The organism is Microvirga lotononidis (assembly GCF_034627025.1).
Classification (GTDB): Bacteria; Pseudomonadota; Alphaproteobacteria; order Rhizobiales; family Beijerinckiaceae; genus Microvirga; species Microvirga lotononidis.
Genome location: NZ_CP141048.1, coordinates 4,255,031 through 4,279,839, shown reverse-complemented (window position 1 = coordinate 4,279,839; position 24,809 = coordinate 4,255,031). Strand labels below are relative to the sequence as shown.

At 64.3% G+C, this 24,809-nt stretch carries 25 protein-coding genes; 5 read left to right on the top strand and 20 right to left on the bottom strand.

Annotated elements, in window-relative coordinates; all coding sequences use genetic code 11:
- The first annotated feature begins 77 nt into the window (after positions 1-77).
- Positions 78-989 carry a helix-turn-helix domain-containing protein gene (locus U0023_RS20210; protein ID WP_009491214.1) on the top strand — a complete coding sequence of 304 codons (912 nt, stop codon included), beginning with the start codon at positions 78-80 and terminating at the stop codon, positions 987-989.
- A 115-nt stretch (positions 990-1,104) separates the two neighbouring features.
- Positions 1,105-1,413, top strand: a complete 309-nt coding sequence (locus tag U0023_RS20205) for a hypothetical protein (RefSeq protein ID WP_009491215.1) — start codon at positions 1,105-1,107, stop codon at positions 1,411-1,413.
- A 45-nt stretch (positions 1,414-1,458) separates the two neighbouring features.
- On the opposite strand, the gene U0023_RS20200 is transcribed toward U0023_RS20205, so the two are convergent.
- The 4 genes from U0023_RS20200 to U0023_RS20185 all read right to left on the bottom strand — a co-directional run bounded on the left by U0023_RS20200 (position 1,459) and on the right by U0023_RS20185 (position 4,484).
- Complete coding sequence (locus tag U0023_RS20200; RefSeq protein WP_009491216.1) at positions 1,459-1,956, bottom strand: invasion associated locus B family protein; 498 nt, start codon at positions 1,954-1,956, stop codon at positions 1,459-1,461.
- A 231-nt stretch (positions 1,957-2,187) separates the two neighbouring features.
- Positions 2,188-2,805, bottom strand: coding sequence for a peptidoglycan-binding domain-containing protein (locus U0023_RS20195; RefSeq protein ID WP_009491217.1), 618 nt, complete (start codon positions 2,803-2,805; stop codon positions 2,188-2,190).
- A gap of 153 nt (positions 2,806-2,958) precedes the next feature.
- Entirely contained in the window at positions 2,959-4,014 is a 1,056-nt protein-coding gene (locus tag U0023_RS20190; RefSeq protein WP_009491218.1) for a histone deacetylase family protein, read from the bottom strand.
- A 26-nt stretch (positions 4,015-4,040) separates the two neighbouring features.
- Complete coding sequence (locus tag U0023_RS20185) at positions 4,041-4,484, bottom strand: OsmC family protein (protein WP_009491219.1); 444 nt, start codon at positions 4,482-4,484, stop codon at positions 4,041-4,043.
- 134 nt (positions 4,485-4,618) lie between these two features.
- Here U0023_RS20185 and mazG point away from each other — a divergent pair, with 134 nt between their 5' ends.
- Positions 4,619-5,464 carry a nucleoside triphosphate pyrophosphohydrolase gene (mazG, locus tag U0023_RS20180; RefSeq protein WP_009491220.1) on the top strand — a complete coding sequence of 282 codons (846 nt, stop codon included), beginning with the start codon at positions 4,619-4,621 and terminating at the stop codon, positions 5,462-5,464.
- On the opposite strand, the gene hflX is transcribed toward mazG, so the two are convergent.
- From hflX to dusB, 7 genes are all read right to left on the bottom strand, one after another.
- Positions 5,459-6,853: a GTPase HflX gene (gene hflX, locus U0023_RS20175; protein ID WP_009491221.1), complete on the bottom strand. Its 1,395-nt coding sequence runs from the start codon at positions 6,851-6,853 to the stop codon at positions 5,459-5,461. The two genes, mazG and hflX, sit on opposite strands and share 6 nt — an antisense overlap.
- Before the next feature lies 1 nt (position 6,854).
- Positions 6,855-7,109, bottom strand: coding sequence for an RNA chaperone Hfq (hfq, locus tag U0023_RS20170; RefSeq protein ID WP_009491222.1), 255 nt, complete (start codon positions 7,107-7,109; stop codon positions 6,855-6,857).
- Between the two features lie 223 nt (positions 7,110-7,332).
- The gene (ntrX, locus tag U0023_RS20165; RefSeq protein ID WP_009491223.1) at positions 7,333-8,703 is read right to left on the bottom strand and encodes a nitrogen assimilation response regulator NtrX; all 1,371 of its coding nucleotides are present in this window, start codon (positions 8,701-8,703) and stop codon (positions 7,333-7,335) included.
- Positions 8,700-10,949 carry a sensor histidine kinase NtrY-like gene (locus U0023_RS20160; protein WP_009491224.1) on the bottom strand — a complete coding sequence of 750 codons (2,250 nt, stop codon included), beginning with the start codon at positions 10,947-10,949 and terminating at the stop codon, positions 8,700-8,702. Before U0023_RS20160 ends, ntrX begins: the two co-directional genes overlap by 4 nt.
- Before the next feature lie 99 nt (positions 10,950-11,048).
- Complete coding sequence (gene ntrC / locus U0023_RS20155; protein WP_009491225.1) at positions 11,049-12,515, bottom strand: nitrogen regulation protein NR(I); 1,467 nt, start codon at positions 12,513-12,515, stop codon at positions 11,049-11,051.
- 9 nt (positions 12,516-12,524) lie between these two features.
- A complete protein-coding gene (locus U0023_RS20150) occupies positions 12,525-13,622 on the bottom strand; it encodes a two-component system sensor histidine kinase NtrB (protein ID WP_009491226.1) in 1,098 nt (365 codons plus the stop codon).
- A gap of 2 nt (positions 13,623-13,624) precedes the next feature.
- Positions 13,625-14,644 (bottom strand): tRNA dihydrouridine synthase DusB, encoded by a 1,020-nt coding sequence (gene dusB / locus U0023_RS20145; protein WP_009491227.1) that lies wholly within the window; start codon positions 14,642-14,644, stop codon positions 13,625-13,627.
- A 109-nt stretch (positions 14,645-14,753) separates the two neighbouring features.
- Here dusB and U0023_RS20140 point away from each other — a divergent pair, with 109 nt between their 5' ends.
- Entirely contained in the window at positions 14,754-15,947 is a 1,194-nt protein-coding gene (locus U0023_RS20140) for a bifunctional 2-C-methyl-D-erythritol 4-phosphate cytidylyltransferase/2-C-methyl-D-erythritol 2,4-cyclodiphosphate synthase (protein ID WP_009491228.1), read from the top strand.
- Positions 15,944-16,432, top strand: coding sequence for a CinA family protein (locus U0023_RS20135; RefSeq protein WP_009491229.1), 489 nt, complete (start codon positions 15,944-15,946; stop codon positions 16,430-16,432). Before U0023_RS20140 ends, U0023_RS20135 begins: the two co-directional genes overlap by 4 nt.
- Here the strand turns inward: U0023_RS20135 and U0023_RS20130 are convergent, their stop codons facing one another.
- The 9 genes from U0023_RS20130 to pcaH all read right to left on the bottom strand — a co-directional run bounded on the left by U0023_RS20130 (position 16,433) and on the right by pcaH (position 24,762).
- Complete coding sequence (locus tag U0023_RS20130; RefSeq protein ID WP_009491230.1) at positions 16,433-16,918, bottom strand: type II toxin-antitoxin system RatA family toxin; 486 nt, start codon at positions 16,916-16,918, stop codon at positions 16,433-16,435.
- A gap of 2 nt (positions 16,919-16,920) precedes the next feature.
- Entirely contained in the window at positions 16,921-17,445 is a 525-nt protein-coding gene (locus U0023_RS20125) for a P-loop NTPase family protein (RefSeq protein WP_009491231.1), read from the bottom strand.
- 142 nt (positions 17,446-17,587) lie between these two features.
- A complete protein-coding gene (gene lipA / locus U0023_RS20120) occupies positions 17,588-18,547 on the bottom strand; it encodes a lipoyl synthase (protein WP_009491232.1) in 960 nt (319 codons plus the stop codon).
- Between the two features lie 916 nt (positions 18,548-19,463).
- Positions 19,464-20,531, bottom strand: coding sequence for a 3-carboxy-cis,cis-muconate cycloisomerase (locus U0023_RS20115; protein WP_009491233.1), 1,068 nt, complete (start codon positions 20,529-20,531; stop codon positions 19,464-19,466).
- Between the two features lie 13 nt (positions 20,532-20,544).
- Positions 20,545-21,750, bottom strand: coding sequence for a 3-oxoadipyl-CoA thiolase (pcaF, locus tag U0023_RS20110; protein WP_009491234.1), 1,206 nt, complete (start codon positions 21,748-21,750; stop codon positions 20,545-20,547).
- Between the two features lie 2 nt (positions 21,751-21,752).
- The gene (locus U0023_RS20105) at positions 21,753-22,541 is read right to left on the bottom strand and encodes a CoA-transferase subunit beta (RefSeq protein WP_009491235.1); all 789 of its coding nucleotides are present in this window, start codon (positions 22,539-22,541) and stop codon (positions 21,753-21,755) included.
- On the bottom strand, positions 22,538-23,389 hold the full coding sequence (locus tag U0023_RS20100) for a CoA transferase subunit A (protein ID WP_009491236.1): 852 nt from the start codon (positions 23,387-23,389) through the stop codon (positions 22,538-22,540). The genes U0023_RS20105 and U0023_RS20100 overlap by 4 nt, the downstream gene beginning before the upstream one ends.
- Before the next feature lie 21 nt (positions 23,390-23,410).
- Positions 23,411-24,037 carry a protocatechuate 3,4-dioxygenase subunit alpha gene (pcaG, locus tag U0023_RS20095; RefSeq protein WP_009491237.1) on the bottom strand — a complete coding sequence of 209 codons (627 nt, stop codon included), beginning with the start codon at positions 24,035-24,037 and terminating at the stop codon, positions 23,411-23,413.
- Positions 24,037-24,762 carry a protocatechuate 3,4-dioxygenase subunit beta gene (pcaH, locus tag U0023_RS20090; RefSeq protein ID WP_009491238.1) on the bottom strand — a complete coding sequence of 242 codons (726 nt, stop codon included), beginning with the start codon at positions 24,760-24,762 and terminating at the stop codon, positions 24,037-24,039. Before pcaH ends, pcaG begins: the two co-directional genes overlap by 1 nt.
- Positions 24,763-24,809 lie beyond the last annotated feature (47 nt).

The window sequence follows — 24,809 nt, the reverse complement described above, 5'->3', positions numbered from 1 at the left end:
CAGAATGAACCCGGCCCGTCGAAGGGCCAATAGACAAAGCGAGCAACGGATTGGATATTTCGAACATTCGGCAACGCATGACGGATCGGACCGACTTGGCTCTCAGAGACATCCCTTCTTACGCTCTTTATGGGGAGGCGGCCGAGGATCCGGCAGCGGACTGGATCCATTGCGAGACTATCCAAAGCCGCAGCCGCTTGCACAATTACAGGATTCTGCCGCACCGGCACGAGAAGCTGTTCCAGATCCTCCACCTGGCGCGCGGCACTGCCGACATGGCGCTCGACGGTCAGAGCACAAAAGTAACCGGCCCCGCGATCGTCACCCTGCCCCCGATGACGGTGCACGGCTATAGGTTCTCACCCGACGTGCAGGGAACGGTCCTCACCCTTTTCGACAGCCGATTGGCCCATATCCTCGCCGACATGGATGGGGTGCGTGAGACGTTCCGGTCCGTCCAGTTGATCGGCCTTCAGGATCATGCGGATGCCACGCATGGCTTGGCCGACGATATCCGGTCCCTGACGGCAGAGTTCGCCGGCCGCGCTTCCGGGCGCTCGGAGGCCATTCAGGCGCGCCTGCTGCTCGTCCTGATCACGCTCCACCGGATTAGAGGCTCGGGACAGAAGTCCGGTGCTCACATCCCCGGACGCCGGGCGCTTCAGCATGCCCTCCGCTTTCGAGAACTCGTGGACCAGGATTTCCGCAAGCATCACCCGATCGAAGCCTATGCTCGCAGGCTCGGCCTGACGCCGCCGCACCTCAACCGGATCTGCCGTGAGCATCTCGGCGACACGGCATTGGGCGTCGTTCATCAAAGGATCATCCTCGAGGCCAAGCGCTACCTCACCTTCACCGGCCTGAGCGCCAAGGAGATCGCCTTGGCGCTCGCCTTCGACGATCCGGCTTACTTCGCCCGCTTCTTCAAGCAGAAGACCGGCCTCCCGCCGCTCGCCTTCCGGGCCGTGCAGCAGAGCACGCTCGCTTGAGGCAAGACCCGCGCTCATTGCGACCGGAAGCTGATCCACTTTTGGAATTGATCACACGCCTGATCCCTTGAAGAATGCTCTCCGATAGGGATCGCTGCAACCGGCAGGAGACGGGATGATGAGTGCCGATATGTTCGAGACATCTCTTCGCCACCACAGGCCTCCCGAGGATTGGAGTCATGCGCTGCAGGCGCTCTGGTGGGACGCTCGCGGTGATTGGGAGAGAGCTCACAGCCTTGTTCAGATCGACGAAGCGGACCGTGAATGCGCCTGGGTTCACGCCTATCTGCACCGCAAAGAAGGCGACCTCTCCAATGCGGCTTACTGGTACAGGCGAGCAGGCCATCCGATGGTGACCTGCTCCTTCGACGAGGAGTCTCGGGCGATAGCGGCCGTTCTTCTGGAGCGCTCGCGCGCTGAATAGGCGTCGTTCAAACCCGCTCGCTGGTGTGCCGGAGACATGACCACGTCATGGACATCCCTGACGGGCCTTCTTCATGACGGTGGTGAAGCCTTTGAGAGGAAAAGTATAGGTCGTCTTGTTTCCACGCTTCGAAGTCGCCTCCACGACCGCCACGCGCCCCTTCTCGAGAGCGCGCACGAATTCGATCTCGCGCTCGGTGCGCCGCAGCCACGCATGGTTCCCGCGTGGGATCATGGTGAAGGAACGACCGTCCACCACGACGCGGATCGCCGTCGGTGCGAAGTCGTAACCTGCCTGAAGGCTGGCTTCGGTTCGAACCTTGCCGTGATTGAGCCTGCGCACGAACAGGGTCACGCGCCCATGGTCGAGATGCTCGGGCTTCATGGATGAAGCATCGGAATAGACATAGCAGGCAGCAGACTTGTTCTCGTAGTCTCTCCACGCGCTCCAGCTTTCGCTTGTTCCGATCGCTCGCGGGGTCTGTGCAAGGGCATAGGTGCTCGAGAGGACGAGGATTGCGGCGGCTGCGCTTGTGACCTTCATCTACGGGATACTCGCTTTGGCGGTTGCGGAGCCCGCAACCTTCCAAGGCGAGGTTACCTGAGGGTTAATCGCGCTGCTCTAGGAGCAGGACCGAAACAAGCGCGGCGAATTCCGATAGAAGGCGCAGGGTCTTAGGCGGTGTTCAAGAAAATGTGAGCGCACGGCGAATGATGCGGTCCCTAAACTCAGCAGGGCTGCATCCTATCGTGAGCGCTCGTTCTGATCTTAGAATTACTCGGTGCGCTCGTTCTGTGCGGCCACGACCTTCGCGGATCGCATGAGGGATTGGAGTGTCTGTGCATGAAGCTGGCCGGTTACGGTAAGTCCGACGAGGCGCTGATACTCTTCGATTGCCTGTCGCGTCGTCGGACCGACGACGCCATCGGCTTCGAGTTTTCCGAAGCCGAGATCCGTGAGGGCTTTCTGAGCGGACATCACATCCTGCTTCGTGGGCAGCGGAGCAACGCCACGCAGGGCAGGCGCGCCGTCGAGGGCCGGAGGGGCATTGATCTCCTGGAGCGATGCCAATTGCTCCTTCGCGGCAGCGAGGTTCGCTTCGGTCTCGGTATGCTTCGCCGTGAGGCGCTCGATTTCACTCTGCGCCGATGCGAGTTGTTCCCGAAGTTTCGCGGCCTCCTGAGCGCCGTTTTCGGCCTTCATGCGTTCCGACAGAAACTGCGACTGATATTCTCGCAGGGCAGCTGTCTGGCCGCTCACCTGCTGTTCGAGTTGCATCGATGAGAGAGACGAATAGGAATAAGCTCCCCATCCTGTGACGGCTGCGATGGCGATGCCGGAGATCGTGAGGCGGCTGATGGACGAGCCCCTGCGTTCTGGCGTCCGGTTCACGTTGTTCCTTTCGACGGTCAAAGCCTCAATGGCTCGATGAAAGATCCGGCCAAGGTGACCAGGAACGTGGTCAAAGAATGACCGCCCCCGTGAAGAACAACAAACTGTGATCACGCTTTCTGCGGCATACGCGACTGCGGATCGATTAAGTTCTCACTCGGTTGCATTCGAGCGGAAGGCCATGATGAAGGCGGGAGCCGCGTCCGATACGGCCGCGAGCGAGTAGCCGCCCTCCTGAACGATCAGGGTCGGCAGATCGATCTTGCCCCAGATCTCGCCGATCCGCGCGAACGCGTCCGTCGTAACGTTGAGTTTGGACAAGGGATCATCCCGATGCGCGTCCCAGCCGGCGGACAGGACGAGCGCCTCGGCGCCGTGGGCTTGCACGGCCAATGCCAGCCGTTGATTGGCGTCGATGAAGGCCTCGTCGTCGGCCCCGGGCGCAAGCGGGAGGTTGTGGTTTGCCCCTTCGCCGGGCCCTGCCCCGGTCTCATCGACGTAACCGGCATAATGCGGGTAGTAGGACGAGGGATCGGTGTGGACCGAGCCGTAGAAAATATCGTCGCGGGTGTAGAAGATCGCCTGCGTGCCGTCGCCGTGGTGCGTATCGAAATCCACGATGGCGACCTTTGGAAAGTGGTTCCTCAGCACAGTGGCCGCAATCGCGGCATTGTTGAAGAAGCAGAAGCCTGAGGCTCTATCGGCATAGGCGTGATGGCCGGGCGGGCGGCAAAGCGCATAGGTGGCCCGTTCGCCCGCAAGCACTGCCTCGGCTCCGGCAATCGCCGTCTGTGCCGAGGCATAGGCTGCCTGGAAAGTCCCTGCCATGATCGCGCAGGACATGTCGCCGATATACCAGCCCGCCTGACCGAGAATTCCGGTCGTGCGCGGCTTGCCGCGTTCCTCGAGGTCGATCCCGGCCCCGCGATAGGGGTGGACGTTCGGCAGAACTTCCGGGCCGTGATGGGGGAGTTCCATGAACCGCGCATAAGCGTGTTCGAGGAATTCCACGTAATGCGCCGCATGAACCGCCAGCAGCGGGTCGGGCCCGAAATCGCCTGGATCGGTCCTCGTCAATCCTTGCGTCTTGAGGACCTGAAGGAGCGTCGTGGCCCGATCCGGGTTTTCGAAGGGATCCACGATCCGCCCATGCACCATGTATTGCGTAGGCCGATGGACCAGTTGCGCTTCGGAGAAGAACAGCTTCATGAACGTGGATCCCAGCTGCGGATGTATCAGGAGGAGACGGCTTCCGCCTCCTCGGCCTCGTCGACGGCCGTCCAAGAATGGGTGATCTTGGCCACGGCTCCGAGCATGATCGAAGCGGAACAGTACTTTTCCTTGGACAGATCGATGGCTCGTTCGACCTTGGCCGGTGCGAGGCCCCGGCCTTTGACCGTGTAGTCGAGGTGGATCGCGGTGAAGACCTTCGGGTCCGTTTCCGCGCGCTCGGCGGAGACCTCGACCTCGCAATCGGTCACCTTCTCGCGGCCCTTCCTGAGAATCTGAACCACATCGAAGGCCGTGCAGCCTCCGAGGCCGATCAGCAGCATCTCCATGGGGCGGATGCCAAGATTGCGGCCGCCATATTCGGGCGCTCCGTCCATGACGATGGAATGGCCGCTGCCGGACTCTCCCACGAACATCATGCCGTCGACCAGTTTCACCCGTGCTTTCATATGACCCTATCCTCGTTATGGCTGAAGCCTTCGTCCTTCCTTATAGCGCTAACGCAGGGAAATGGCGCAAATCCAGCTAGCCGGATGTTTTGTCCTCACGCTATGACACGGGCTGATCGACCAGGGATTCCATCATGAAGCCTTCCACGGACATTACGCGGCTTATCGAGATCATGGCGGCCCTGCGGACGCCTGGAACCGGCTGCCCATGGGATCTGGAGCAGGATTTCGCATCGATCGCGCCATATACGCTCGAGGAGGCCTACGAAGTCGTCGACGCCATCGAGCGGGGCGATCTGGCCGACCTGCGGGACGAACTCGGTGATCTGCTGCTTCAGGTGGTTTTTCACGCCCGCATGGCGGAGGAGCAGGGCGCCTTCGCCTTCCATGACGTGGTCGAGGCGATCACGAGAAAGCTCATCAGACGCCATCCCCATGTCTTCGGGGACATCAAGGATCTGTCGACCGAGCAGGTGAAGCATCTCTGGGATACGATCAAAGCCGAGGAAAGGGCCGAACGCCGTGAGGCCCGCGAGACGATGGGGCACATGCCCGAGCCCCACGAAGCGGGCTTCCTCGGGGGTATCCCGACCGCCCTTCCCGCTCTGACCCGAGCCCAGAAGCTGACGGCGAAGGCTGCGAAAGTCGGCTTCGACTGGCCGGAGGCCGCGCAGGTGATCGACAAGATTCACGAGGAGCTGGAAGAGGTTAAGGAGGCATCCTCATCCGGACAGCCGGACAGGATCGAGGACGAGATCGGAGACCTCCTATTCTCGGTGACCAACCTTGCCCGGCATTTCGGCATCGATCCCGAGCGGGCCCTGCGACGGACGAACGCCAAGTTCGAACGGCGGTTCAAGTCCGTCGAGAAGGTGCTCGGAGAGCGTAACCGGAGCCTTGACGAGGCCTCGCTCGAAGAAATGGAAGAGCTTTGGGTCGCGGCGAAGCTCGCCGAGCGGGAGCCCGGCTCGTCCTCATAGGACGCGAGCGTCGGGAAAGCGGTTGAGAAACCGGGGTTCCTTGCCGGCAACGAGGCGGATCTGGAGGATGGTATGCCCATTCTCCCGGGTCGTGCGATCCAGGATCTCCGTATTCTCGTGCAGCCAGGCGAGCCCCTGCCCGTCCTCCGGCGCGACATCGACCTCGTAGGTCGGCCGCCCCAGGGACAGGTGGTGCTCGATAGTGGCCAGAAGCTCGGAAATGCCATCTCCCGTCAGGGCCGAGATGAGGATCGGCCGTCTCTCCTCGCCGGTACGATGGGAGGCGGTCGAAAGCCGCTCGCGGTCGTCAGCGGACAGAAGGTCCGCCTTGTTCCAGACCTCGACGACCCGCCTCGTATCGTCCGGATCGATGCCGAGTTCCCGCAGGACGACAGCGACGTCACCGGCCTGGGCTTCGGTTTCCCCATGCGACACGTCGCGGACGTGCAGCAGGACATCGGCCTCGACCACATCCTCGAGGGTGGCCCTGAAAGCCGCCACCAGCATGGTCGGCAGATCGGAGATGAAGCCGACCGTATCCGACAGGATCGCCTTCTCGCCATGGGGGAGTTCGATGGCGCGGGAGGTCGGATCGAGGGTCGCGAACAGCATGTTCTCCGCCAGAACGTCGGCCTGGGTCATGCGATTGAACAGGGTAGATTTGCCGGCATTGGTGTAGCCGACGAGGGCGATGATCGGATAGGGCACCCGCCTGCGGCTGGTCCGGTGCAGGGAGCGCGTCTTCACCACGCTCTCCAGATCCCGCTCGATGCGGTTCATCCGCTCCTGAATGAGGCGGCGATCCGCTTCGATCTGCGTCTCGCCCGGCCCACCCAGGAAGCCGAAACCGCCGCGCTGGCGCTCGAGGTGTGTCCAGGAGCGGACCAGTCGGCCCTTCTGATAGGACAGGTGAGCCAGTTCGACCTGAAGGGTACCTTCCCTGGTCCGGGCCCGCCGCCCGAAGATTTCGAGGATGAGGCCGGTCCGGTCGATGACCTTGGCGCCCCAGGCCTTTTCCAGGTTGCGCTGCTGCACGGGGCTGAGGGCGCAATCCATGACCACGAGGCCGATGTCTTCGGCCCGGATCAGCCCCGCCAGCTCCTCGACCTTGCCGCTGCCGATGAAGGTGGCAGGACGCGGGGAAGCCAAGGGCGCGATCAGCGATTGTATGATGGTCAGATCGATCGCGAGCGCGAGCCCGGTGATCTCGTCGAGCCGAGCTTCCGGAGGGCGCGGATTGGCCCCCTGCCCGTCTGTCTCGACTGCACCGCGCCGCCGGCGCGTCCGATAAGGACCGATGACGAGCGTCCTCGTCCCTGCCGCAACCTCTTTCTCCGGTTCGGCAAGCTGAGCGAGACGTTCTTCCCCCGGACTGCGTGGTTCCGTCACCTCAAGCCTTCTCGCCAGCCTCGTCGATCTGGTCGAACAACTGCACGGGCTGTCCTGGCATGATGGTGGAAATGGCGTGTTTGTAAACCAGCTGCGAATGACCATCCCTGCGCAGCAGAACGCAGAAATTGTCGAACCAGGTGACGACGCCCTGAAGCTTCACCCCGTTCACGAGAAAGATCGTCAGGGGAATTTTTTGCTTCCGGACATAATTCAGAAAAGTGTCCTGAAGATTCTGCGCGCGATCGCCCGCCATTGAAGTTGCCTCGCCAGCCCATCGCCGCCGGTCTTGGCTATGGGGCCGCCTGGATATGATTGTCCGCTTTCGTGCGGTCGGTGACCGGCAGATCTATTACAGGGCGAACGGCAGCGTTCGGCAAGAGGCAGCCAATACTTCTACCACCCTCGGGTTATATTTTCCCGTGGATTGTAGATTTTCGGCCTTCATCGCGGACGGGGGACGCGTCGGTGACGCAACCTCATCCGCCGATTCCGAGGGATTTCAGCTTCCGGTGGAGCGCCGAGCGCTCCATGCCGATGAACTCCGCCGTCCTTGAGATATTGCCGCTGAATCGGGCAATCTGCGCCAGGAGATACTCCCGTTCGAAGATCTCGCGGGCTTCGCGGAGGGGGAGGCTCATGAGCTTCTCGCCGCCCGCCCCTCCCGGGGTACTCGGAACGAGAGCGCCGATCTCGGTGGGCAACATGTCGGCCGTGATCTCGGCATCGGGGTCACCCGAGGTGAGAATCATCAGCCGTTCGACATTGTTGCGAAGCTGGCGGACGTTGCCGGGCCAGTCATGCGATTGCAGGACCGCCATGGCATCTTCCGCGATGCGCCGCTTCGGCAGGCCCGTCGTCGACGAAATCTGCTCCATGAAGAATTCGATCAGCTCCGGCACGTCCTCGCGCCGCTCGGCGAGGGACGGTACCCGGATCGGGATCACGCCGAGCCGGTGGAACAGGTCCTCCCGAAACTGGCCCGCCGCAATGGCGGCGGGAAGGTCACGGCTTGAGGACGAGACGATTCGGACATCCACATGGACCCGCGTCGTCCCGCCGACCCGCTGAAAGTTCTGGTCGACCAGGACGCGCAGAATCCTGTTCTGGGTCTCCCGAGGCATGTCGGCGATCTCGTCGATGTAGAGGGTCCCGCCATGGGCCTCTTCGAGAGCGCCGACCCGGCGCCCTCCGCCCTCGCCGCCTTCGGTGCCGAAAAGCTCCGCCTCCATGGTGTCAGGCGTGATCGTCGCGGCCGAGAGGACGACGAAGGGGCCGTTCGCGCGCGTCGAGAGACTGTGGATGGTCCGGGCCGTCAGCTCCTTGCCGGAGCCGGGCGCGCCGGTGATCAGGATGCGGGCATTGGTGGGCGCGGCCCGCTCGACCGCCTGCCTGAGCTGGTTGATGATGATCGACCGACCGGCGATGCGGCTGGCCTGAACCGAGCGTGAGCGCAGATCGCGGACCTCGCGCTTCAGGCGGGAGGCCTCCAGCGCGCGTTCCGCCACCAGAACGAGACGATCGGCCTTGAACGGCTTCTCGATGAAATCGTAAGCGCCCGCCTTGATGGCGGACACGGCGGTCTCGATGTTGCCGTGGCCCGAGATCATCACGACCGGCAGGTCCGGGTGCTGGGACTTGATGATCTCCAGAACCTGAAGCCCGTCGAGCCGGCTTCCCTGCAGCCAGATGTCGAGGAACACGAGGTGCGGACGCCGGGTTTCGATGGCGGCCAGAGCCTCATCGGACGTGCCGGCGGTGCGGGTGCGGTTGCCCTCATCCTCGAGGATGCCGGCCACCAGCTCACGAATATCGACTTCGTCGTCGACGACGAGAATATCAGCGCTCATAGGCTTGCCCTGCGGGAGTCATTTCGGCTGGAAGCGGCCGATGCCTCTTCCGATACAACGTGCTTTGTCTTTGGGATCCACATGCGAACCTGCCCACCCCTGCCCGTCGGATTGTCGGCAAGTTCCATGCCACCTCCATGGTCTTCCAGAATCTTTGCAACGATCGGCAGCCCCAGTCCGGTTCCGCCCTCGCGCGTCGTCATGTAGGGCTCCAACAGGCGCTGTCGGCCTTCGACCGGGAAGCCCTTGCCGTTATCCGTCACGGCCAGGATCAGATAATCCGGGTGTGTGTCATCGAGCAGCACCGAGATCCGCGCCTGGCCTCTTTCCTCCTCCGGCACCGCCGCAATCGCCTCGGTGGCGTTCTTGACGATGTTCGTCACCGCTTGCGAGACGAGGCGACGGTCGAACGGCGCGATGAGGGATCCCGGCGGAACCTGGTCGACGAACTCGATCTCGGGATGGGCGATCTTCATCATGAAGATCACCTGCCGGATCGTCTCGGCCAGATCCTCGTCGCCGATGGTCGGCTTCGGCATGCGCGCGAAGGACGAGAACTCGTCGACCATCCGCTTGATGTCGTCGACCTGCCGCACGATGGTGTCCGTGCATTGATCGAACACCTCCCGGTCCGTGGTGATCACCTTGCCGTATTTTCGACGGATGCGTTCCGCCGACAGCTGAATGGGCGTCAGGGGGTTCTTGATCTCATGCGCGATTCGTCGCGCCACATCGGCCCAGGCGGAGGTCCGCTGAGCCAGCACGAGATCCGTGATGTCGTCGAGCGTGATGACGAGGTCCCTCTGTCCTCCGCGCGCCTGCTCGCTGGTGACGCGAACATTGATGGTGCGCTCCTTGCCCTTACGGGAAATATGGATCTGCTGCTGCATCAGGCGCTGGCGGCCGTGGCTCATTTCCTCGACGAGTGGCGCGACCTCGGGCAGGATCATTGTGATCGGCTGGCCGAGCAGCTCCTTGTGCGAAGTGCCGAGCAGGGCCTCCGTCGACGGATTGACGATGGTGATCTGTCCCCTCGCATTGACGCCGATGACCCCGGCCGAGACACCCGCCAAAACGGCTTCCGTGAAGCGGCGCCGCCGGTCCATGAGATCGCTGGCCGCCGTCAGGCCGTCGTGCTGGCGACGGAGTTCGGAGGTCATCTTGTTGAAGGTCTCTCCCAGATGCCCGAGATCACCCTCGCCTCGCTTCACGGGCACCTGCACATAGAAGTTGCCTGTCGCCACTTGGTCCGTCGCATGGATGAGGCGCCGAATCGGAGCGACGAGACGGTTGGCGAAGTTCAGTCCGAACCAGACCGCCGAGAGCAGAACGATCAATGCGATCAGCGTGAACATGGACGCGAAGGCGATCTGAATCCCTGCCTTCTTCTGGTCGAGAGCCTCATAGAACGCCACGCCGGCTTCCGCCACCTGCGGGAATTCGAGCGCGCGCGGATCGACCTCCCTGGCCACATAGAGGATGCGACCGCCATGGGCGTCCAGTTTTAGGGCCGAGCGGAAGATGTTCCCGGTCTTCGAGAACAGGCAGAGGGCCTCCCGGTTGCTTGCCTCCTTGAGATCCGTCTCCGTCGGCAGTGGGACGTTCTCGAGCTTCTTGGCATCGATGCGTTCGACCACCGATCCGTCCGCATCCACGATCATGGCGAGCGGAAAGCCGAGGAAGACGGCGCGGGAATTCATGAACTCCCGAAACAGGTTGCGGTCAGCGTCGAAGAGAACTTTCGCGCGGTTGAGGTCGGCCGCCATCAATTGCGTTTCGCGGGCGAGCGTACGGCACTGAACCTCGCGATAGGAGCGTGCAATGGAGACCGTATTTGTCATCAGGTCCTTGAGCGCGCCGGTGAACCAGGGGTCCAGGCCGCGCTCCAGGGTGACGGTCGCAACGGCGGCGACCAGGATGGCGGGCAGCACCGCCACAAGACTGAACAGGCCGACGATCCTCACATGGAGGCCTGCGGCCGCGGCTCCGGCCCGCCGCTCGCGGACGAGCTTTCGGGTCTGCCAAGCCACGATGCCGAGAAGGAGCGCGATCAGAGCGCCGTTCAGCAGGAAGACCCATACGACCACATTGTGAGTCGGCAGAAGCGGGGTCGCACCGGCAAGGATCAGGAACGTGGCCAGGGCTGAGGCCAGAGCGGACAGCACGGCACCGTAGCCCAGCCAGCCGAGGCCGCTCTGGGACGTCTCGGCCGCCTGCCGTTGTGCAATGGTGTCCTGGTCGATCAAGACTGAAGCCCCGCCTGTCGGGTGCTTTCGGTCCAGCACCCCGTCATGGGGTGATGCACCAACACAACACTGTGGTCAAATTATTACAGCGTCCAAGGCTCAGCCCCGGTTGGAGCGGACCACCATGAGCTCCAGGTCCCGCACCTTCTTGCGGAGGGTATTGCGGTTCACGCCCAGAAGCTCGGCCGCGCGAATCTGGTTTCCCCTGGTCGCTGCGAGCGCCGCGCCGATCAACGGGCCTTCGATCTCGCGCAGAACCCGGTGATAAAGGCCGGGAGGCGGCAGCGTGTCCCTGAAGCCCGAGAAATACTCGTTCAAATGCCGCTCGACCGCATCGGACAGCCCCTCCGAGCCCTGCTGGGTGGACTGTGAACCCTTCCCGGCGGGCTGGGGAGGCAGGAGGGGCTGGGAATCGAGTTCCGCGTCGATGATCACGCCTGTAATGGTGTCCTGCGGGTACAGGGCCGCCAGGCGGCGCACCAGATTCTCCAGCTCACGCACATTGCCCGGCCAGCGGTACCGCTTCAGCCGGTCCATGGCCTCCACATCGAGCTGCTTGCGGGCCAGCCCCTCCTTCTCCACCAGCATGAAGAAGTGGCGGGCGAGATCCGGGATGTCCTCCACCCGCTCCCGCAGCGGGGGAAGGCGCAGGGGCACTACGTTGAGCCGGAAATAGAGGTCCTCGCGGAAGAGCCCCTGCTGGATCAGCACGCGCAGATCCTTGTTCGTGGCCGCCACGATCCGGACATTGGTCTTGATCGGCACGCGGCCGCCGACGGTCGTGTACTCTCCCTGCTGGAGAACGCGCAGGAGGCGGGTCTGCGCCTCCATCGGCATGTCCCCGATCTCATCGAGGAAGAGCGTTCCCCCCTCCGCCTGCTCGAAACGGCCCGTATTGCGGGCGGTCGCGCCGGTGAAGGCGCCCTTCTCGTGGCCGAAGAGCTCGGATTCGATGAGTTCGCGCGGGATCGCCGCCATGTTCACGGCCACGAACGGCCCCTGCCGTCGCTTGCCGTAATCGTGCAGGGCCTTTGCCACGAGTTCCTTGCCGGTCCCGGACTCGCCCGTGATCATCACTGTGAGATCGGTCGGCATGAGGCGGGCGAGGGCCCGATAGATCTCCTGCATGGCGTGCGAGCGACCCACAAGGGGGATATCCTCGTTCTCCGGCGACGGGTTGGCCCCGGTGGAAACGTTCCGGGGACGGGACAGCGCCCGGCCGACGACGGCGACGAGCTCCTTCAGGTCGAAGGGCTTCGGCAGGTACTCGTAGGCTCCCCGCTCGGAGGCCTTGATGGCGGTCATGAACGTGTTCTGGGCGCTCATGACGATGATCGGCAGGTCCGGGCGCATCTTCTTGATGCGAGGCAGGAGATCGAAGGCATTTTCGTCCGGCATCATCACATCGGTGATGACCAGGTCGCCCTCCCCTTGCGCGACCCACCGCCAGAGGGTCGCGGCGTTGCTGGTGGAGCGAACCTCGTATCCAGCCCGGGACAGGGCCTGATTCAGGACCGTCCTGATGGCTGCATCGTCGTCGGCGAGAAGAATCTGTCCGCTAGGCATCGCTCAATCTCACAATTCGGCCCCGCGACCGTCATCGGCGCGGTGCATGGGAAGGAGAATTCGGAAAGTGGTCCGCCTGGGCGCCGGCTCGCACTCGACGATGCCGCCGTGATCGCCCACGATCTTCGCCACGAGGGCAAGCCCCAGGCCGCTTCCCTGGACCTTCGTCGTCACGAAAGGATCGAAGAGGTCGGTCATCAGCTCAGGAGGAATGCCGGGGCCGTTGTCGGTGACGCTCAGCTCGATGGGGAGGCTGACGCGCTCCTGGGAGCCGGGAACCTGAAGCCGCACGCCGGTCCGGAAGGCGGTGGAGAGGATGATCTCGCCGTCCGGCGCGTCGATTCCGACGGCTTCCGCCGCGTTCTTGACGAGGTTCAGGATGACCTGGATCAGCTGGTCGCGATTGCCGAGTACGGGTGGCAGCGAAGGATCGTAGTTCTCGACGAAGCGGATATGACGGGCGAAGCCCGACTGCGCGAGGCGCTTCACGTGATCGAGCACGCCGTGGATGTTCACGGGCCCCCGTTCCACCGGCCGTTCCTCGCCGAACAGCTCCATGCGCTCCACGAGCTTCACGATCCGGTCGGTCTCGTCGCAGATGAGACGCGTCAGCAGCCGGTCGTCCTCGTTCGCCGATTGCTCGAGGAGCTGCGCCGCCCCACGGATGCCAGACAGGGGATTCTTGATCTCGTGCGCCAGGAGCGCGCCCAGGGCCGTGATCGACCGGGCCGCGCCACGATGGGTCAGCTGGCGGTTCATCTTGTCGGCGATCGTCCGCTCCTGGAGCATGACGATGACATGATCGCTGTCGTCGCCCAAAGGGCTGGCCGATACGTCGACGATCCGCTCCGCGCCGAGGCGTGGGCTGCCGATATCGACCCGATGCTCGCTGACGCTGGAGCCGCGCTGGCGCACGTCCTCCACCAGGGCCGTCACCGGAGAGCCGAAGGGCAGGAAATCGCTGAGCTTCTGGCGCAGCATCATCCTGAGGCTCATCTCGAAGAAGGATTCCGCCGCCGCATTGGCATGCACGATGCGGTGCTCCGGCCCGACGGTCAGAATCGGGATCGGCAGCGCATTCATGATAAGGTCGTTCATCCCGGTCATGGTCATGCCGCCTCTCGATCCTGGCGGGTGTAGAGGGAGCGCAGCATGGCGATCACGGCCCGGGGCTCCTCGGAGGTGACGAGCACCATGCGGACGCTAGGCGGAACGTGGAAGCCGGAAGCCTTTGCCACGTCGGCATAGGCAGCGAGGTGTTTGCGGGCATGCCGGATTCCTGTCTTTTCCCCGTAGAGCGACAGCAGTCCCTCATAATGTTCGACGGCGATTCCGGTCATCGCTTCCGGCGTTGGATCGGGGATCGTCTCACCTTGCAGCGCCGCCCCGATCTGCCCCACGAGCCAGGGGCGCCCGACGGCGGAGCGTCCGACCATCACGGCCGTGCCCCCCGAGGCCAACAGGCAACGTCTCGCATCGTCGAGCGAGCCGATGTCGCCATTGGCGATCACCGGGATGCTGACGTTCCGGACGATGGCGGCGATGGCGTTCCAGTCGGCCTGGCCCTTGTAGAATTGTTGCCGGGTCCGGCCGTGCACCGTCACGGCGCGCACGCCCAGGCTCTCAGCCCGACGGGCAAGTTCCGGCGCATTGATGTTGTCGTGATCCCAGCCGAGCCGCATCTTGACCGTCACGGGCACGTTGGCGGCCTGCACGGTCGCTTCGATGAGCCGGGCCGCATGGTCGAGATCGCGCATCAGCGCCGACCCGGCATAGCCGCCGATCACGCGCTTTGCCGGGCAGCCCATATTGATGTCGATGATGCGCGCCCCTGCGCCTTCGGCGACCCGTGCGGCCTCTGCCATCCAATGCGGCTCGCAACCGGCCAGCTGGACGACATGCGGCTCGATCCCAGCTCCTTCGGCCCGCAGCTGTGCCTCTTCCGAACCCTGGACCAGTTCGTCCGAAGCCACCATCTCGGACACGACGAGACCGGCTCCCAGGCGCTTGGCGATGCGCCGGAATGCGACATCCGTGACGCCGGACAAAGGTGCAAGAATGGCCGCCGCCTCGACCCGTATAGGACCGATGTCGAAACTGCCCGCGCCTATTTTTTGTTCAAAGTTCATTGTGCCTAATCAATAGCCATTTCGCGTTCGGGCGCAAGTCCCTCCGGCGGGGATTTGCCTTCTCCAGATCTCACGCTTACGAGAGCGTTTGTCACAGAGGCTCGCCTATATGTCAGTTGCTGCTCTCATCGTTGCTGCCGGACGCGGATCGCGAGCGGGCGAAGGGATTCCGAAGCAGTATCGGCTTTTGGGAGAAATGCCCGTTCTGGCGAGAACGCTGTCGACCTTCCTTGCCCATCCCGGAATTAACCACACCGTGGTGGTGATCCATCCCGACGACCGCGCTCTCTATGAAGGCGCCATCGCGGTCCTGCCAGTCCCTTCAGCGACGCTTCTGCCATGCGTCCACGGAGGCGCAACGAGGCAGGATTCGGTGAGGAGCGGGCTGGAAGCCCTGACCGGCCTCAATCCGGAGCTCGTCCTCGTTCATGACGCCGCACGTCCCTTTCCCGGTCCTGACCTGATCGACCGCGCCATCGGGGCATCCGGACGCTGGGGCGCCGCCGTTCCGGGAACGGTCGTCACCGACACGATCAAGGTGATCGGGGAACGATCGGAAGTGATCTCCACGCCGGATCGTTCGACTCTCAGGGCGGTTCAGACACCGCAGGCCTTCCGTTTTCCGCTCCTTCTCGATGCGCACCGCCGGGCCGCCGCCGCAGGCCTGCATGCCTTCACCGATGATGGCGCTCTCGCGGAATGGGCCGGTCTGCCGGTCCATGTCTTCGAAGGAGCCGCCGGCAACATCAAGCTGACGCACCCGGCCGATTTTCAGGAGGCCGACAGGCGTTCGAAAGGAAATACGATGGCTTACCTAACCCGCCTCGGCACGGGATTCGACGTTCACGCGTTCGGCGCTGGCGATCATGTCTGGCTCGGCGGAATCAAGGTTCCCCATGATCGCGGGGTTCTCGCCCATTCGGACGGGGATGTGATCCTGCACGCCCTGACGGATGCCATCCTCGGGGCCCTCGCGGATGGCGATATCGGGACTCATTTCCCGCCGAGCGATCCGCAATGGCGCGGCGCGTCGTCCGACCGGTTCCTGGCCCACGCGGTCGAACGCGTCGCCAAGCGGGGCGGCATCGTCGATCATCTCGACGCCACGCTTCTATGCGAGAAGCCGCGTCTCGGCCCGCATCGGGAGGCGATGCGCCAGCGGATTGCCGGGATCACCGGGCTTCGCTTGGATCAGGTCTCGCTCAAGGCGACGACGACGGAGAAGCTTGGATTCACCGGACGCTCCGAGGGCATCGCCGCCCAGGCGGCCGCAACGATCCGCCTGCCGGAGGTGAACGCATGACGCCCGAGATGACGATGCGCGCCGCAGCGCTCCTCGATGCCTACAAGGCCAAGCGCCTGAAGATCGCCACCGCCGAATCCTGCACCGGCGGTCTCGTGGCGGCCCTGCTGACGGAGATTTCCGGCTCCTCGGCCGTCGTGGAGCGGGGCTTCGTGACCTATTCCAACGAGGCGAAAACGGAGCTGATCGGCGTCCCGGCCGACCTGATCGCCACGTGTGGTGCCGTCAGCGAGCCCGTGGCCCGCGCCATGGCCGAGGGGGCACTTGCCCAATCCCAGGCCGATGTCGCCGTCGGCATAACGGGTGTCGCCGGCCCGACCGGCGGGACGGCAACGAAACCGGTGGGGCTCGTCCATTTCGGGCTCGCCCGCAAAGGTTCTCCGACGGTGCACCTGGAGCGGCGCTACGGCGATCTCGGTCGGGAGAACGTCCGCCGCCGGGCGGTCGAGGATGCGTTGTCCCTGCTGGAGCAGGCTCTTCGCTGATCAGGCGCTCCTCGCCCCAGCCTGCGCCTTCGAAGGAGTACCGTAGATCTCGTCCGCGCGCTCCTCGAAGGCCTCGGTGAATTTGCGAAAGGCCTTGTCGAAGACCGAGCCCATGAGCAGACCCAGGGCGAAGCTCTTGAACTCGTAGTTGATGTAGAACTCCACCTCGCAGCCGCCTCCGGGCGCGTCCCGGAAGGTCCAGCGGTTTTCGAGATACTTGAACGGCCCGTCCACGTACTCGACCGTGATCTTCCGGCGCGGATCGTCCAGGGTCACACGGGTCGTGAAGGTCTCCCTGATGGCCTTGTAGCCGACGGACATGGTGGCTACGAGGGTCTCGATACCCTCCCCGCTCTGGACCCGGCGCATGACCCTCAGATCCTCGCAGAGGGGCACGAATTCCGGGTAACGCTCCACGTCGGCCACGAGAGCGAACATTTGGGCCGGACTATGCTGGACGGAACGCGTGGTGCGAAAGGTCGGCATGATCAGGCGGCCTCTTTGAAGTTTGACAGCGTGGCCTCCAGGGCCGGAATCTCGGAACGGGAATGCAGCACATGGACCTTCTGGTCGGCACGCAGGCGCTCCAGCATGCGCAGCGTCTTCGGTCGCATCTTGTCGGGATAGGTCCAGATCCAGCGCATGAAGGACCAGTCGAAGCGCTCGGGCCCGGCGGAACCGAGGTCAGGCCGCGCCTGACCGTAATTCCTCGCCACCCGCCAGAGCACGCTGGAAGCGCATTGCCAGCGTGGCAGGTCGAGCCAGACGATCGTCGTGGCGCGGGGCACGCGGATGTCGAAGGTGCTGGCATAGTTGCCGTCCATGACCCAGGCGGGCCGCGCCGCGAGCGCTCTCGCGCGCTCGCGCCACTCCTCCCGGGAGGGCATGGTCCAGCCGGGACCGAAATATTCCCGGTCGAGATGGATCAGGGGCAGGTCGAGGCGCCGGGCGAGACGGCTCGCCAGGGTGCTCTTGCCCGCGCCCGGGCTGCCGATGACCAGAATGCGCTCCATGCCTCGTCCGAAAAATGCGTGCCCGAACCTAGCGCATCGGGCGGAAAAGTGGATCCGGTTTTCCGTACAGAACGATGCGCCGCTGTAAGAGTGCAGCATCGGATGGATCCCAAAAGTGCATTCCACCTTTGGGTCCGATGCTTTAGCCGAGCTTCGTCAGACGAGCCGCCTTCAGCTTGGCAAAATCCTCGCCTGCGTGATGCGAGGAACGCGTCAGCGGGGTCGAGGAGACCAGGAGGAACCCCTTGGCATAGGCGGTGGTTTCATAGGCCTTGAACTCGTCCGGCGTCACGAAGCGGATCACCTGATGGTGCTTCTTCGTCGGCTGGAGGTACTGGCCGATGGTCATGAAATCCACATCCGCCGAGCGCAGGTCGTCCATGAGCTGGAGCACCTCGTTCCGCTCCTCGCCCAAGCCGACCATGATGCCGGACTTCGTGAAAATGGTCGGATCCAGCTCCTTCACCTGCTGCAGCAGGCGGATGGAATGGAAATAGCGCGCGCCGGGCCGGACCTTGAGGTACTTGGACGGAACGGTTTCGAGGTTGTGGTTGAACACGTCGGGCTTGGCTGCGACCACGACCTCGAGGGCGCCGGGCTTGCGCAGGAAATCGGGCGTCAGGATCTCGATGGTCGTCTTGGGGCTGCGCGCCCGGATGGCGTGAATCACGTCGGCGAAATGCTGGGCGCCCCCGTCGGCGAGGTCGTCCCGGTCCACCGACGTGATGACCACGTGCTCGAGGCCAAGCTTCTCGACCGCCTTCGCCACGCTCTCGGGTTCGTTCGGGTCGAGCGCCTGCGGCAAGCCGGTCTTCACGTTGCAGAAGGCGCAGGCCCGGGTGCAGGTGTCGCCCATGATCATGAAGGTGGCGTGCTTCTTCTCCCAGCACTCGCCGATATTGGGGCAGCCCGCCTCCTCGCAGACCGTCACGAGCTTGTTCTCGCGCACGATCCGGTTGGTCTCGGCCCATTTGGGCGAGCCCGGAGCCTTCACGCGGATCCATTCGGGCTTGCGCTGCTGAACGGGTTGATCCGGCCGGTGCGCCTTTTCCGGGTGGCGAGGACGCTGATCCTTGTTGAGGAGGTCGAGAACGACGGCCATGAAGCTAAACCCCTGAGGCGAAGGGCCCCGCCCTTCCTTACATGCCGGTGATTTAAGACTTTCGGAGCACAATCGCAAATGCTCAGATGACAAGGCTGCGTTTCGCGGCGGAGCACGCCTCCCGCACGGCACCCAGACGGCCATGACGGCGTAGGTGTCATTCCCGGCCGGAGCGTAGCGGAGGGGAAGGGAATCCATCTGCACGTTCCCAACCCTGGATCCCCTTCCCTCGCTCCGCTCGCCGGGGATGACACCACCGCACGGCCAGGACCACCCGCGACGTCATCACCGGCCTTGTGCCGGTGATCCCGATCCGAATGGCGCCGCGCCTCACCGTATCGGGATGGCCGGGACAGGCCCGGCCATGACAGGGTGGGTGCCTGGTGATGGTTTCCTGTCAAAGAGCAGCACCTTGGGGCCCGCAGCTTGCGCTGCGAGCCTTTCAGGAGATCGAGGGTGGCGCGATGGCAGCCCGGCTCGATGTCTAAGTGTGAATGTGAGAGCCGAACTGCTCGTCACGCACGGTACTTTTAGGCGTTTCGACTTGGGCCAGCACAGGGCTGTCAAGGGCCTCCCGTCGCAGGTGTGCGAGACCTGCGGCAGGACCGTTCCCCACCCCACAACTGCGACGCCTCGCGAGCGCGCCCCTCGTCAGGCGGGGATGGGTAACGATATAGCCAAGGTTCATCCCCCTGTCAAGAACAAAGTGAGAACATAACATCACGCTGTCCGCACCCGCTCCGGCACGGCCGTCCCCGGACTTGATCCGGGGATCAGACCCGGCCACTCACGTCGTCCCCCCACGGCAAAGGCGTGGGGGGACGCACCAAGTGCGGCCATGACGAGGTGAGCTTCGTCCCTCTCGAGGGCAGGACAGGGCGAGACGCCGTGCTGCGCCCTGGGTTCGGCCGGGCGGCTAGGGTCCGGCCGCCTTCGACGGCGCGAAGCTCATGGCGGCCATAAGGCCGTGAGCCTTGCTCAGGGCCGAGGCGGCGGACACGGCCATCTGCGGCAACACCATCCATTCCAGGGTCCAGGCCGCTCCCGAACGCTCGCCCTCATGCACCAGAGCCTGATGCAGGGTTCCGAGCATTCCGGCATTGAAGCGCGCAAGCGTTACCAGCACCTCGGCCGGGACAGGATTGGATTTGTGCGGCATGGCGGATGAGCCTCCGCCCGTTGCAAGACGCACCTCGCCAACCTCGTTCTGCGCCATCAGGGCGATGTCCTGACCGATCTTGCCCAGCGTTCCGGTGATCAGCGACAGGAAGGCCCCGAACTCGCCGATCCTGTCGCGCTGGGAATGCCAGGATGGGGCCAGACCGAGTTCCAGGATCTCGGCCATGGCATCGGCAATTGCATCGCCCTGCCCCTTCAGCTCGCCCCGGGTGCCGATGGGGCCGCCGAGCTGGACGACGAGCAGGCGCGGTGCGAGGTCCTGCAATTGCTCACGGAGCCGGTCCAGCGGCTGGAGCCAGGTGTCGATCTTGTCGGCCGCGCTGAACGGGAGGGCCTGCTGCATCCGGGTATGCGCCATGAGGCGCGTCGCGCCATCCCGTCGCTTCAGCGCGTCGAGCGCATGGATCAGGGCATCGAGGCGTCGACCGAGGATCTCGATGACGCCCTTGAGGCGCAGGATCAGACCCGTATCGATGATGTCCTGGCTGGTCGCTCCCAGGTGCACCGACCGGGCATGAGGTTCACCGACGGCGCCTCGTAGCTGCCTGACGAACTCCGGGACGATCACGCCGTCACGGGCCAGACCTTCAGAAAGCCCGGACCAGTCCGCCTGAAAGGCGCGGCAGCTCTCGGCGATCCGGCGCGCGGTCTCGCCGTCGATCAGCCCGACCTTCGCCTCGGCCTCGGCCAGGGCGGACTCCACGCGCAGCATGGCGGCAAGGTCGGCCTCGTTGGAGAAGTACGCCCCCACCTCCGCGTCGCCGATGAGGGCCTGCAGGATGGGATGCGGGAGCGTCGGTGTCATGGGGAGATCGGCGTCAAACGGCTTCGAGGGCGACGGCGATGCCCTGCCCCACGCCGATGCACATGGTCGCAAGGGCACGCTTCTTGCCCCTGAGCTTCAGCTCCAGCGCCGCCGTGCCGGTGATGCGCGCACCGGACATGCCGAGCGGATGGCCGAGCGCGATGGCGCCGCCGTTCGGGTTGACGTGCTCCGCGTCCTCAGGGATGCCGAGCTCACGCAGCACCGCGATACCCTGGCTGGCGAAAGCCTCATTCAATTCCACGATGTCGAAATCCGTCGGCTTGAGGCCAAGCCGTGCGCAGAGCTTCTTCGTGGCCGGCGCCGGTCCGATGCCCATGATGCGCGGCGCAACGCCGGCAGCGGCTCCGCCGACCACGCGGGCCATCGGTTCGAGCCCGAACTTCCGGACGGCCTCTTCGGACGCTACGATCAGTGCGGCCGAGCCGTCATTGACGCCGGAGGCATTGCCGGCCGTCACCGTTCCGTCCTTGCGGAACGGCGTCGGCAGCTTCGCGAGTTGCTCCAGGGTCGTGTCGCCACGCGGGTGCTCGTCCCTGTCGACGATCACCGGGTCACCCTTTCGCTTCGGGATCGTGACCGGTACGATTTCCTGGGCCAACCGTCCGTTGGCCTGCGCCGCTGCGGCCTTCTTCTGGGAGCGCAGCGCGAACGCGTCTTGATCCTCTCGCGACACGTTGAAATCCGCCGCCACGTTCTCACCGGTTTCCGGCATGGAATCGACGCCGTACTGGCTCTTGATCAGCGGATTGATGAAGCGCCAGCCGATGGTGGTGTCGTAGATCTCCGCGTTGCGCGAGAAAGCCGTCTCCGCTTTCGGCATCACGAAGGGCGCGCGCGACATGGACTCGACGCCGCCCGCGATCATGATCTCCGCTTCGCCGGCCTTGATGGCGCGGGCCGCCGCGATGACCGCATCCATGCCCGAACCGCAGAGGCGGTTCATGGTGGTTCCGGGGATCGAGCCGGGCAATCCTGCCAGCAGCACGGCCATGCGAGCCACGTTGCGGTTGTCCTCGCCGCCCTGGTTGGCGCAGCCGTAGATCACGTCGTCGACGGCCTCGAAGTCGAGGTTCGGGAGGCGTTCCCGCAGCGCTTTCAGCGGCACCGCGGCGAGATCGTCCGCGCGGACGCCGGAGAGGGAGCCGCCGTAACGGCCGATGGGCGTGCGCACATAGGCGCAGATAAAGGCTTCGCGCATGTTCAATGTCCCTTCTTGCCGCCGTGCGCTTTCTCGGTCCTGGCCTGAAGCTCGCGCAGGGTGGTGAGTTCGAGTTCGGTCGGCGGAGGCGTTTCCTCCAGGTGATCCGAGAATCGCACCTTCCAGCCGCAGGTTTCCTGCACCTTATCGCGAGTGACGCCGCGATGCATCGAAACGACGGTGAATTCCTTCGTCTCGGGATCCGGCTTCCAGATCGCCAGATCCGTGATCAGGAGTGTCGGCCCCTTGGTCTTGATGCCGAGACGCTCACGGTGGTTGCCGCCTTCCCCGTGGCCGAAGGAGGTGTAGAAATCGATTTTCTCCACCATGCCGCGGGTCGCCTGCTTCATGGTGATGAAGACCTCCTTGCAGGAGCTGGCGATCTCAGGCGCGCCGCCGCCGCCGGGCAGACGCACCTTGGGCTTGTGATAGTCGCCGATCACCGTGGTGTTGATGTTGCCGAAACGGTCGAGCTGGGCGGCTCCCAGGAAGCCGATGGAAATGCGCCCGCCCTGGAGCCAATAGCGGAACATCTCCGGCACGGACACCGTGGTGACGGCCGTCTCGCACAATTCGCCGTCGCCGATCGAGAGCGGAAGCACGTTCGGCGCCGTTCCGATGGTGCCGCTCTCGTAGATCAGCGTGATGTCGGGCGCATGGGTCAACCGGGCCACGTTGCAGGCCGCCGAGGGCGCCCCGATGCCGACGAAGCAGACATCCTCGTTGGACAGGGCGCGAGCCGCCGCGATGGTCATCATCTCGTTGGGGGTGAAGTCGGAAAGGATCGTCATGCCTGCACTCCCTTCACGCGCTCGGCGAACACCTCGGGCCCCTGGCCGAGCACGTTCTCCTTCATCCAGGCCGAGAACAGGTCACGGTCGGCTGAGATCCTGTCCCATTCCAGATAGGCCGCGTTGTCGCGCTCGTAGTAGCCGTGGGTGTAGGACGGATGCGCGCCGCCCGGAACCTGCACGATCGAGGTCACGGTCCAGTGCGGCAGCACGCAGAGATTCGGGTGCAGGTCGTCGAAATCCTCCACGACTTCCTCGACCGTCACAACGGAGCGCCTGGATGCCAGCACCGCCTCCTTCTGCACGCCGACGATGCCTTCCACCAGAACGTCACCGCGTCGACTGGCCTTCTGCGCGTGAATGACCGCCACATCGGGACGATGCGCCGGCACGGCCGCGAGTTCCTCGCCCGTGAACGGGCACGTGATGCTCCTGATCGCCGGGTTCACGTCCTTGAGGCCAGCGCCGAGATAGCCCCGGAACACGGCGCAGGGCAGGCCGGCGGCGCCCGCCTCGTAGGCATTGGCCATGGCCGCATGGCTGTGCTCCACCGTCTCGATGGACCTGGGCCAGCCGTTCTCGATGGCGTCGCGCATGCGGCGCAGAAGGCCGACGCCGGGATTGCCCGCGTAGGAGAAGATCACCTTCTTCCCGAGGCCCATCCCGATCATCTGATCGTAGATGATGTCGGGTGTCATGCGGATCAGGGTGAGGTCCTTGATCCCCTGCCGGATCACCTCGTGGGCGGCGGCATGGGGGATCAGGTGCGTGAACCCCTCGAAGGCGACCGTGTCACCATCGTGCAGGTTCTCGGCAACGGCCTCTTCGAGGTTTTGAAACTTGGCCATGATATGCTTTCGGAGCGGCAATCAGATATCGAAGAACACGGTTTCCTTCTCACCCTGAAGGTGAATGTCGAAGGTGTAGGTCGGCATTCCGTTCTCCTCGCTCCGCGAGGCGATGAGCGTCGGAAGCCGGTACTGGTGGTCGATGCGCGCGAGAACGGGGCATTCGGCATTGGCCGCCGCCTCGTCGCCGAAATACATCCGCGTGTGCAGGCCGATATTGATGCCGCGCGCCACGATCCAGAACGTGATGTGCGGCGCCATCGGGCGGCCGTCCCTGTAGGGGACGCGGCCCGGCTTGATCGTTTCGAAGCGATACTCGCCGGTGGCCGCGTCCGTCGGCTGGCGGCCCCAGCCGGTGAAGGTCGGATCGGCCTGCCCGCGCATTTCCTCGCGGCTGTTGTAGAGCCCTGCCGCGTCGGCCTGCCAGATCTCGACGAGCGCATCCTTGATCGCGTTTCCGCTGCCATCGAAGATGCGGCCCTTGACGATTATCCGCTCGCCCTTGGTCTCGGGCCCGACGATGACGAGGCCGAGATCCTCCTCCCACACGCCGGTGATCTCGACCCAGTTCGGGGTCGCGCCGATATGGACGTAGGGGCCGGCCGTCTGGGAGGGCGATTCCTTGAGTGTCGTCAGCTTCTGGAACATCAATTCCCCTCCATCCTGTTCTCGAACATCGTGGAACGGCGCCCACGCAGGACGATGTCGAACTTGTAGGCGAGCGCGTCCATGGGCAGCGTCGCGTTGCGGTCGAGGACGGCGGTCAGCTGGTCGATGGCGGCCTTGTCGGAAATGGTCGAGACGATCGGGCACTGCCAGATCATCGGATCGCCTTCGAAATACATCTGCGTGATCAGGCGCTGCGCGAAGGCGTGGCCGAAGAGTGAGAAATGGATGTGTGCCGGCCGCCAGTCGTTGACCCCGTTCGGCCACGGATAGGCCCCCGGCTTGATGGTGCGGAACCAGTAGCGCCCCTCCTCGTCCGTGATCGTGCGCCCGCAGCCGCCGAAATTCGGATCGATGGCGGCAAGATACGTCTCCTTCTTGTGCCGGTAGCGTCCGCCCGCATTCGCCTGCCAGAACTCCACCAGAGTGCCCGGAACGGGGCGGGCGTTCTCGTCGAGCACGCGGCCATAGACGATGATGCGCTGGCCGATGGGATCTCCGGTCTTGGCGAAGTTGCTGATCAGGTCGTTGTCGAGCGGTCCGATCTTGTCGTGCCCGAACCTCGGGCCCGTCATCTCGGAGATGGTGTTGTCGAGCGACAGCAGCGGATATTGCGGCGAGCGCAGCACCGAGGTCTTGTATTGCGGCGTGAGGGCGGCCGGATGCCAGCTCCGGTCCCTCTGGTAGTACGATCCCTGATCCGACATCTCGGCTCTCCCTCGCAACCCCGCCGGGGCCGCGCCAACAACCCGCC